General features: G+C 63.9%; 5 protein-coding genes and 1 pseudogene. 5 read left to right on the top strand and 1 reads right to left on the bottom strand.

Features of this window, described 5'->3' with window-relative positions:
* The 5 genes and pseudogenes from GCN74_RS28680 to GCN74_RS07695 form a co-directional block, all read left to right on the top strand.
* A pseudogene (locus GCN74_RS28680) lies at positions 1 to 529 on the top strand (hypothetical protein); the annotation flags it as partial.
* Entirely contained in the window at positions 526 to 3435 is a 2910-nt protein-coding gene (locus GCN74_RS07710; protein WP_152256113.1) for a type VI secretion system Vgr family protein, read from the top strand. The pseudogene GCN74_RS28680 and the gene GCN74_RS07710, both read left to right, overlap by 4 nt.
* Before the next feature lie 23 nt (positions 3436 to 3458).
* Positions 3459 to 4343 (top strand): DUF4123 domain-containing protein, encoded by an 885-nt coding sequence (locus GCN74_RS07705; protein ID WP_193317002.1) that lies wholly within the window; start codon positions 3459 to 3461, stop codon positions 4341 to 4343.
* 13 nt (positions 4344 to 4356) lie between these two features.
* Entirely contained in the window at positions 4357 to 5019 is a 663-nt protein-coding gene (locus GCN74_RS07700; protein ID WP_152256111.1) for a DUF3304 domain-containing protein, read from the top strand.
* 3 nt (positions 5020 to 5022) lie between these two features.
* On the top strand, positions 5023 to 6669 hold the full coding sequence (locus GCN74_RS07695) for a T6SS phospholipase effector Tle1-like catalytic domain-containing protein (protein ID WP_152256110.1): 1647 nt from the start codon (positions 5023 to 5025) through the stop codon (positions 6667 to 6669).
* On the opposite strand, the gene GCN74_RS29710 is transcribed toward GCN74_RS07695, so the two are convergent.
* Positions 6666 to 6890, bottom strand: coding sequence for a PoNe immunity protein domain-containing protein (locus GCN74_RS29710; RefSeq protein WP_226938931.1), 225 nt, complete (start codon positions 6888 to 6890; stop codon positions 6666 to 6668). The two genes, GCN74_RS07695 and GCN74_RS29710, sit on opposite strands and share 4 nt — an antisense overlap.
* Between the last annotated feature and the right edge of the window lie 24 nt (positions 6891 to 6914).

Genomic DNA, 6914 nt, shown 5'->3' with positions numbered 1-6914 from the left:
GGCCGCCTTGCCGGCCGCCGCCACTGTCCCGCCCGCGCCGCCCGCAGCGGCCCGCATTCACGATGAGGCGCCGGCCGCCATCGACCCGGCGCCGCGGCAGAGCCTGAATGACATGCTGACTGCCGCGCCAGCCCGTCCCCCTGCCGCCACGCCTCCCGCCGATATGCTGAGCAAGGCCCTGGAAACGCCGTCGGCGCCTGCCGCGCGGCCAGCCAAGACGCCCGCCAAAACGCCAGCCAAAAGCGTGCCCAAGGCAGCCCACCCGCCGGCCAAAAAACCGGCCGCCAAGGCCGAGGCGGCAGCGTCCACCAGCCGCGAGGAAGAAAGCGATGTCGCCTTGCTGGCGGCACTCGTGGCGCACGCGCAAGCCGTTCCCGCCCCGCCCGCCAGCCTGCGATCCCAGCTGCAGCAATGCGCGAGCTTGAAGCGCGCGGCGGCCGACGCGTGCCGCGAACGCGTGTGCAAGGGCCGCGGCGCCGGCAATCCCCAATGCAAGGCGGCCAGGTCCGCCGCAAAGGCCGGCGCATGAGCGCTGCGCGCACCGACCAGGCCACGCAGGTCGGCGCGTCGCTGGCCGGTTTCAGCAGCGTGACGCGGCTGTATGAACTGGTCCTGGGCGGCGATGGCGGCGACACGGCGGCCGGATTGCTGGTGGAAGCGTTTGCTTCCGACGAGCAGGTGCAAGGCGTGGGCGCGCGCGACATCATCGTGCTGTCCACAGATGCCAACCTGGCGCTGGCGCCGCTGCTGGGCCAGCCGGCCACCTTGCAGGCCAGCCTGGCCGACGGCAGCCGCGCCGCGTTCAGCGGCTATGTCAGCGCAGCAGCCATGCTGGGCAGCGAAGGGGGCCTGGCCCGTTTCCGGCTGCGCCTGACGCCGTGGCTGTGGCTGCTGAGCCAGGCGCGCAACAGCCGCGTGTGGCAAGACAAGAGCGTGACCGAGATTGTGGAAAGCGTCTTCGCCGCCTACGCGCCGCAGGCCGTCTGGCGCTGGAGCGACGACACGGGCCCGTTCATGCAGCAGGCTTCGCCCCGCAGCTATTGCTGCCAGTACCGCGAATCGGACCTGGCCTTCGTCAGCCGCCTGCTGGCCGAAGAGGGGCTGGCCTGGCGTTTCGAAGAACAGGAGGGCGGCCACTGCCTGGTGCTGTTTGCCGACAGCAGCACGCTGAGCGCCGTGCCGGAAGACGCCAGCAGTGCGGCCGGCGGCGGCTTGCGCTTCCACGGCGCGCGGGCCATGGAGCAGGCCGATGCGATCCAGGCGCTGCGCCGTGGGCGGGCGCTGAGCACCTCGATAGCGACCGTCCTCAGCTACGATTACAAGGCCAAGAAAGCCGTCAGCGCCAGCGTGCCCACGCGCCTGGCGCCCGGCGGCAAGAATGCCATGGCGCTGGAAAGCTATGATGCGCCGGGCCAGTATTTTTATGCCGATGCGGCCCAGGCGGCCCGCTATGCCTTGCTGCAGATGCAGGCGATCGAAGCGCGCAGCGCACGCTGGGAGGCGCGCTCCACCGTGCGCACCTTGCGCGCCGGCACCCGTTTTACCTTGACGCAGGGGCCGTTGCAACAAGAGGGCGACGAGGCGCCCACCCTGGTCGTATTGCGCGTGTGCAGCGTGGGCGTCAACAACCTGCCGGCGCCGGCCCGGCAGGGGCTGGCCGAACTGTTCGGCCCCATTCCCGAATTGCTGCAGGAAGGCTTGATGGACCAGGCGCTGGCGCCGGGCGATATCGCGCATTTCCAGCAAGTGATCGCGCAGGCGGCCGAGAGCGGCTATGCCAACCATATTGAAGCGATCGCGGCCGATACGCCGTGGCGCCCGGCGCAAGACGGCGGCGACCTGCGCCATCACCCGAAACCCACGGCCTTCGGCAGCCAGAGCGCCATCGTGGTGGGGCCCGATGGCGGCGCGCGCGCCAGCGGCGGCAGCGAGATCCATTGCGACAGGCTGGGCCGGGTGCGCATCCGCTTTCACTGGCAGCAGGACGGCAATGCCACCTGCTGGGTGCGCGTGGCGCAGCGTTCGGCCGGCGGCGGCATGGGCAGCCAGTTTCTGCCGCGCATCGGCCAGGAAGTGCTGGTGCAATTCCTGGAAAACGATATCGACCGCCCCATCATCGTCGGCGCCCTGTACAACGGACAGGGCGAGGGCGGTGTCGCACCGACCCCGGGCGGCGTGGCCGATCAGCCGTCCGATGCGGGCGTATTCGACCCCGCGCGCGACCACGTCCCGTCGGCGCAGGGCAATGTGGCGGGCGGCAACAGTCCCTTGTGGCATGGCGCGGCGGGCGGCGCCGCCAGCCACCGCAACGGCGCGGCGCAATGGGGCATCCGCAGCAAGGAATTCGGCGGCGCCGGCGCCGGTGCCGGCTACAACCAGCTGCTGTTCGACGACACGGACCAGCAGGGCCGCATCCAGCTCAAGAGCAGCCATGGCGCAAGCGAACTCAATCTGGGCCACCTGGTGCATGCGGCCGACAATTACCGGGGCAGCCTGCGCGGCACGGGCGCCGAGCTGCGCACCGACGATTACGGCGCCGTGCGGGCCGGTGCCGGACTCCTGATCTCCAGTTATCTCGTCAACCACGACGCGCAGGCGCGCGACCCGGCCGGCGACAATGCGCCCGGCATGGTCTTGCTCAAGCAGGCGGCCAAGCTGGGTGCAACCTTCAGCGCCGCCGCCGTCACGCACGAGACCGTGGCCTATGCGGGCCATCTCGGCGCGGCCAGGGCCGATGCCAGCGTGCTCGACGAGAAGGCGGCGCCCTTGGCCGCGTTCCTGACGACAGCCTCGGGCATGCTGAGCCAGGACGATACGGCCGCCGCCAGGCGCGACGCGGCCGCCAAGCCCACCAGTCCCGGCGACGACAAGCTGCCGCACAGCAGCGACGCCATCATCGCCATCGCCGCCCGCGCGGGGCTGGGCGTGCTGGCCGGCAAGGACATCCAGCTGGCGAACGGCGAAACCGTGTCGCTGATGAGCGGACTCGATACGCAATTTGTCGGTGGCGGCCAGCTGCGCGTGCACGCGGGCCAGGCCATCGGCACCCTGGGCGGCGTGGTCAAGGCGGGCGAGGACAATATCGGCCTGCAGCTGATCGCCGCCAAACAAGCCATCGACCTGCAGGCGCAGGCGGACGTGCTCAAGGTGCAGGCGCGCGACGACGTCCATGTGGTCAGCGCCACGGCGCACATCGACTGGGCGGCGGCAAAAAGCATCCGCCTGTCGACGGCGGGCGGGGCGAATATCACGCTCGAGGGCGGCAATATCATCATCCAGTGCCCGGGCAAGATCACGGTGCATGCCGGCAAGAAGAGTTTTAGCGGGCCGCAGCGCGAAAGCTATCCACTGCCGGTCATGCCGCGCAGTATATGCCTGGAATGTCTGTTAAATGCGGCCAGGAGCGGCTCGCCCTTTGCCGCGAAGGGCGAGTAGCCATGACCGACAACGCGTGCGGCTTGCAGTTGCTGGCGCTGCTCCATAACCCCACTTTTGACAAGGACATGGCCCTCTGCAGCCTGATTGACGGTGCCAAGTTCGATGGCTTGGCCCGTATCAGCTTGCCCAGCGATCACAGCGTCGAGCTGTATTTTCTGCTGGGCGAATCGGCCAGGCCGGACGCCATGTACGCTGGTCCGATATTGCTGCGGCATATACGAGGCGGGCAATGTCCCTTGCTCGCCAAATTGCTGTGCACGGCCGGCAGCGCCCATTTCATGTCGCTGATTGTTGCGGACCAGCCCCTGCCGCCATTGCTGGAACGGCTGACCTGGCTGACCGACGTGGTGCACGATGACGGTACCGAGTGGATCATGCGTTACTACGATCCCCTTGTCCTGCCGCACTGGCTGGACGTGCTGGAACCGGCGCAGCGCAAGGCGGCGCTCGCAGACATTACAGGATGGCTGTATCTGGACGCACGTGGGCGGCCGCAAACCGTACTCGGTGATCGGAGTGCGGCGCCCGCACCCATGGGAAGCGAACCGATGTCCTTGACAGAACATCAATATGTCGAACTGATGAATAGAACATTGCCGTACATGGTGATGAAGCAAATCGAGAACGATGAGGCGCAGGCGCTCGATGTCTTGCCGCTGGATCAGCGCTACGACTTTTTTTTCCAGCAACTGGGCCGGGCGCAAGCCCATGGATTGAGTTCGGCCACGGACTTGAAAAGCTATTGCATGCTGGCGCTCATGTTCGGCGCCGATTTTCATCTGGCCCCGCCCGCCGCCATCGCCCTGCAGGCCGCAGGAACGGCGCAGTCATTCAGCGACCGTATCCTGGCCTGGAGTCCCGGGCAATGGGCTGCACTCGAAGACAATTCCGCGACCCGCGCATGAAGGCGATCCAGACATGAAAAAATTGACCTCTATCGTCGTGCTCATATTTATTCTGGTTGGCTGCAATTCCCGGGAAAAGGAAGAGCGGCTGCAGCAGGCATTAAGCGAGAAAACCTTCACCACCACCTCATACAACTACACGCCCTACGATATTTATTCCATCGCCTTCAAGGGGATGTCACTTCCCTTCAATATCGATGAAGCGCCCAGCGGCGGTTCCATTTTTTTCCGCGACGCGAGCGAAGCGGACATGGACAATGGCGAAAAAGTCAGTTTCAGTAGCGGCAATTGCTGTTTTATCTGGGACGGTCCCGAGGACAAGCCGCTCAGAGTGCGGGTGGTCTGGAGCGTGGTGTTCGATACCAGCTACCACGATGGAAAATCGAGCGCTGACTATGACGAACGCACTTCCAGGCAGAGTTCTCCTGGAAGCCGCTGGTGCCAGGCAACCGTCGACATCCTGCCCGCCAAAGGGCCAGAGCGCCCGAGCATCGTGCTGTTTCACTTCCTGGCCGATGGCACAGTCCAGGCACATCTGGGCACATTCAAGACGCAATCGCCGCTTAATGCCGAGCAGGTGAAACTGCATGCCACGCGCCTTCCCCAGGGCCAGTTCTGCAAGCAGGAAATTGAAAATCCGTTTTTTGGCATACCCCGCACACCTCACAGGGAATAGACCATGAGCAAACCAACGATACGCCGGCTTAGCGACGTCACGAAAAGCGAACGGATTGCCCGAGGAATTTATCGCAAGGGACTGGAAAACAGTGCGAAGGCGTCCGATTGCCGAAAGCCCGTCTGGATCAGCTGTTTTTTTGACGGGACTGGCAATAATTTCAAAAAAGATGGCAATGGTTCCCTGGCTGCGTCGAGTGAAAAGTACAGCAATATCGCGAAACTGGGAAAATTTGCCCATAAGGCCGAAGACGATAAAAGCCAGACCTACGCGATCTATGCGCCAGGGGTCGGCACGCCGTTTCCGGAGATTCAAGACAGCGGCGATGGCATCGACAAGGCGCTCGGCATGGCGTCCGCCGCAAAGGGGCAGGCCCGGATCAGCTGGATGCTGAAGGAGCTGAAGATGCGGGTGGATAAACACATGCCGCATGTGAATCAGATCAATGTTGCGGTTTTTGGCTTCAGCCGGGGTGCGGCTCAGGCGCGGGGCTTCGTGCGCCAACTGGCTGCGCAGTGCTACCAGCAAGGCGATGGGCTGATCTGGACCAGAAGTGGCGGCTTTATCCAGCCCCGCCTGGTGATTTACTTCCTCGGCATTTTCGATACGGTGGCATCGGTGGGCTTTGGCGGCAGCCGCCTCGAATCGAATCTCAAATATTACCTGGGACCTGTCTGGGGGGGCGTGATGTATATGGCGGACGAGGGCGGCCATGCGGAATGGGCATCCGATCTGCGCATACCGCCGTATGTGCGCTTTTGCGAGCATTATGTGGCTGCGCATGAAGTGCGGGAGAAATTTCCATCGGATTCGGTCCGCATTGATCAAACCACTGACTCGAACTGCCGGGAAACCCTCTATCCGGGGGCGCACTCCGACGTGGGCGGCGGTTATGACGACATGAATCAGGAAGGGCGTTCAAACGAGCTGTCGCGCATTCCGCTATGCAATATGTATCTGTCGGCATTTGCTGCCGGGGTGCCGTTCAAGTCGCCGGAAGAAGTGCTGCGCGATTACGGCTCGCTGTTTAACATCAGCAGCGAATTGCAGGCCTGCTTCGACACCTACATGAAGCACGTCGGCACAGACAAGCAGCTCGAGAAGCAGGTCATCAGCCACATGAACAATTACTATCACTGGCGCTGGGGGCGCACGGAACGCCAGCGCGCGGCGCGCAAGGAACGCGAAGCCATCATCGCCAAGGGACAATCCGTCATGTATGCCACGCCGGACAAGTACATGACCACGACGGACAGCGAATGGGAGCGCGACGTGCAGAATATCGCAGAAAAGAAGACAGGCTTTTTCCGTAGTGCGACGGAACCGCTGGAAGATGCGATCTACGATGCCTGGAAAGGCAAGCTCCGAAAGTCGATGCCGGCGGCGGAGCGGACTTTATTCGACAAATTCTTCGATCGTTATGTGCATGATTCCGTTGCGGGTTTCAAGAACCAGATGAGTGACTCCGGTATCGGCTTTGTCGAAGCCAGCCGCTGGTCTCGAAACCGCCAGTATTTCATGGGGAAGCGAGGCAAGAAGTTTCTTTACTGGCGATATGAGGGGTCAAAACCGGAATTGGGCGGCGTAAAAGAGGCGATGCGGGTACCGCCGAAAGAGGCGTCGACGGGTGGCGACACGGCGCTAGCTTAGCCGCAGGCGGAACAGGCTGGCATGCTTTCGTGGTCCTGGACAAGGGGCGCCTGCCTGAAGAAGGCCGTCAGGTCTGCCGGATAGAATTGGGCATCGCGATACCTGCTGTCGTGGATATCTGGCAGGCAGCCAATAGCCGCCGCCTCCCATGACCCATAGCCTGAAAAAGAGGTGTCGCGCTCGTGACTGTCACGGTAGGGTTCGCGGCGGCTGGCGCGCAATTCCAAAGGCTCGTGCGCCGACGC

This window comes from Janthinobacterium sp. FT14W, from assembly GCF_009208755.1.
Taxonomy (GTDB): domain Bacteria; phylum Pseudomonadota; class Gammaproteobacteria; order Burkholderiales; family Burkholderiaceae_D; genus Janthinobacterium; species Janthinobacterium violaceinigrum.
This window is presented reverse-complemented; position numbering and strand designations above follow the sequence as displayed.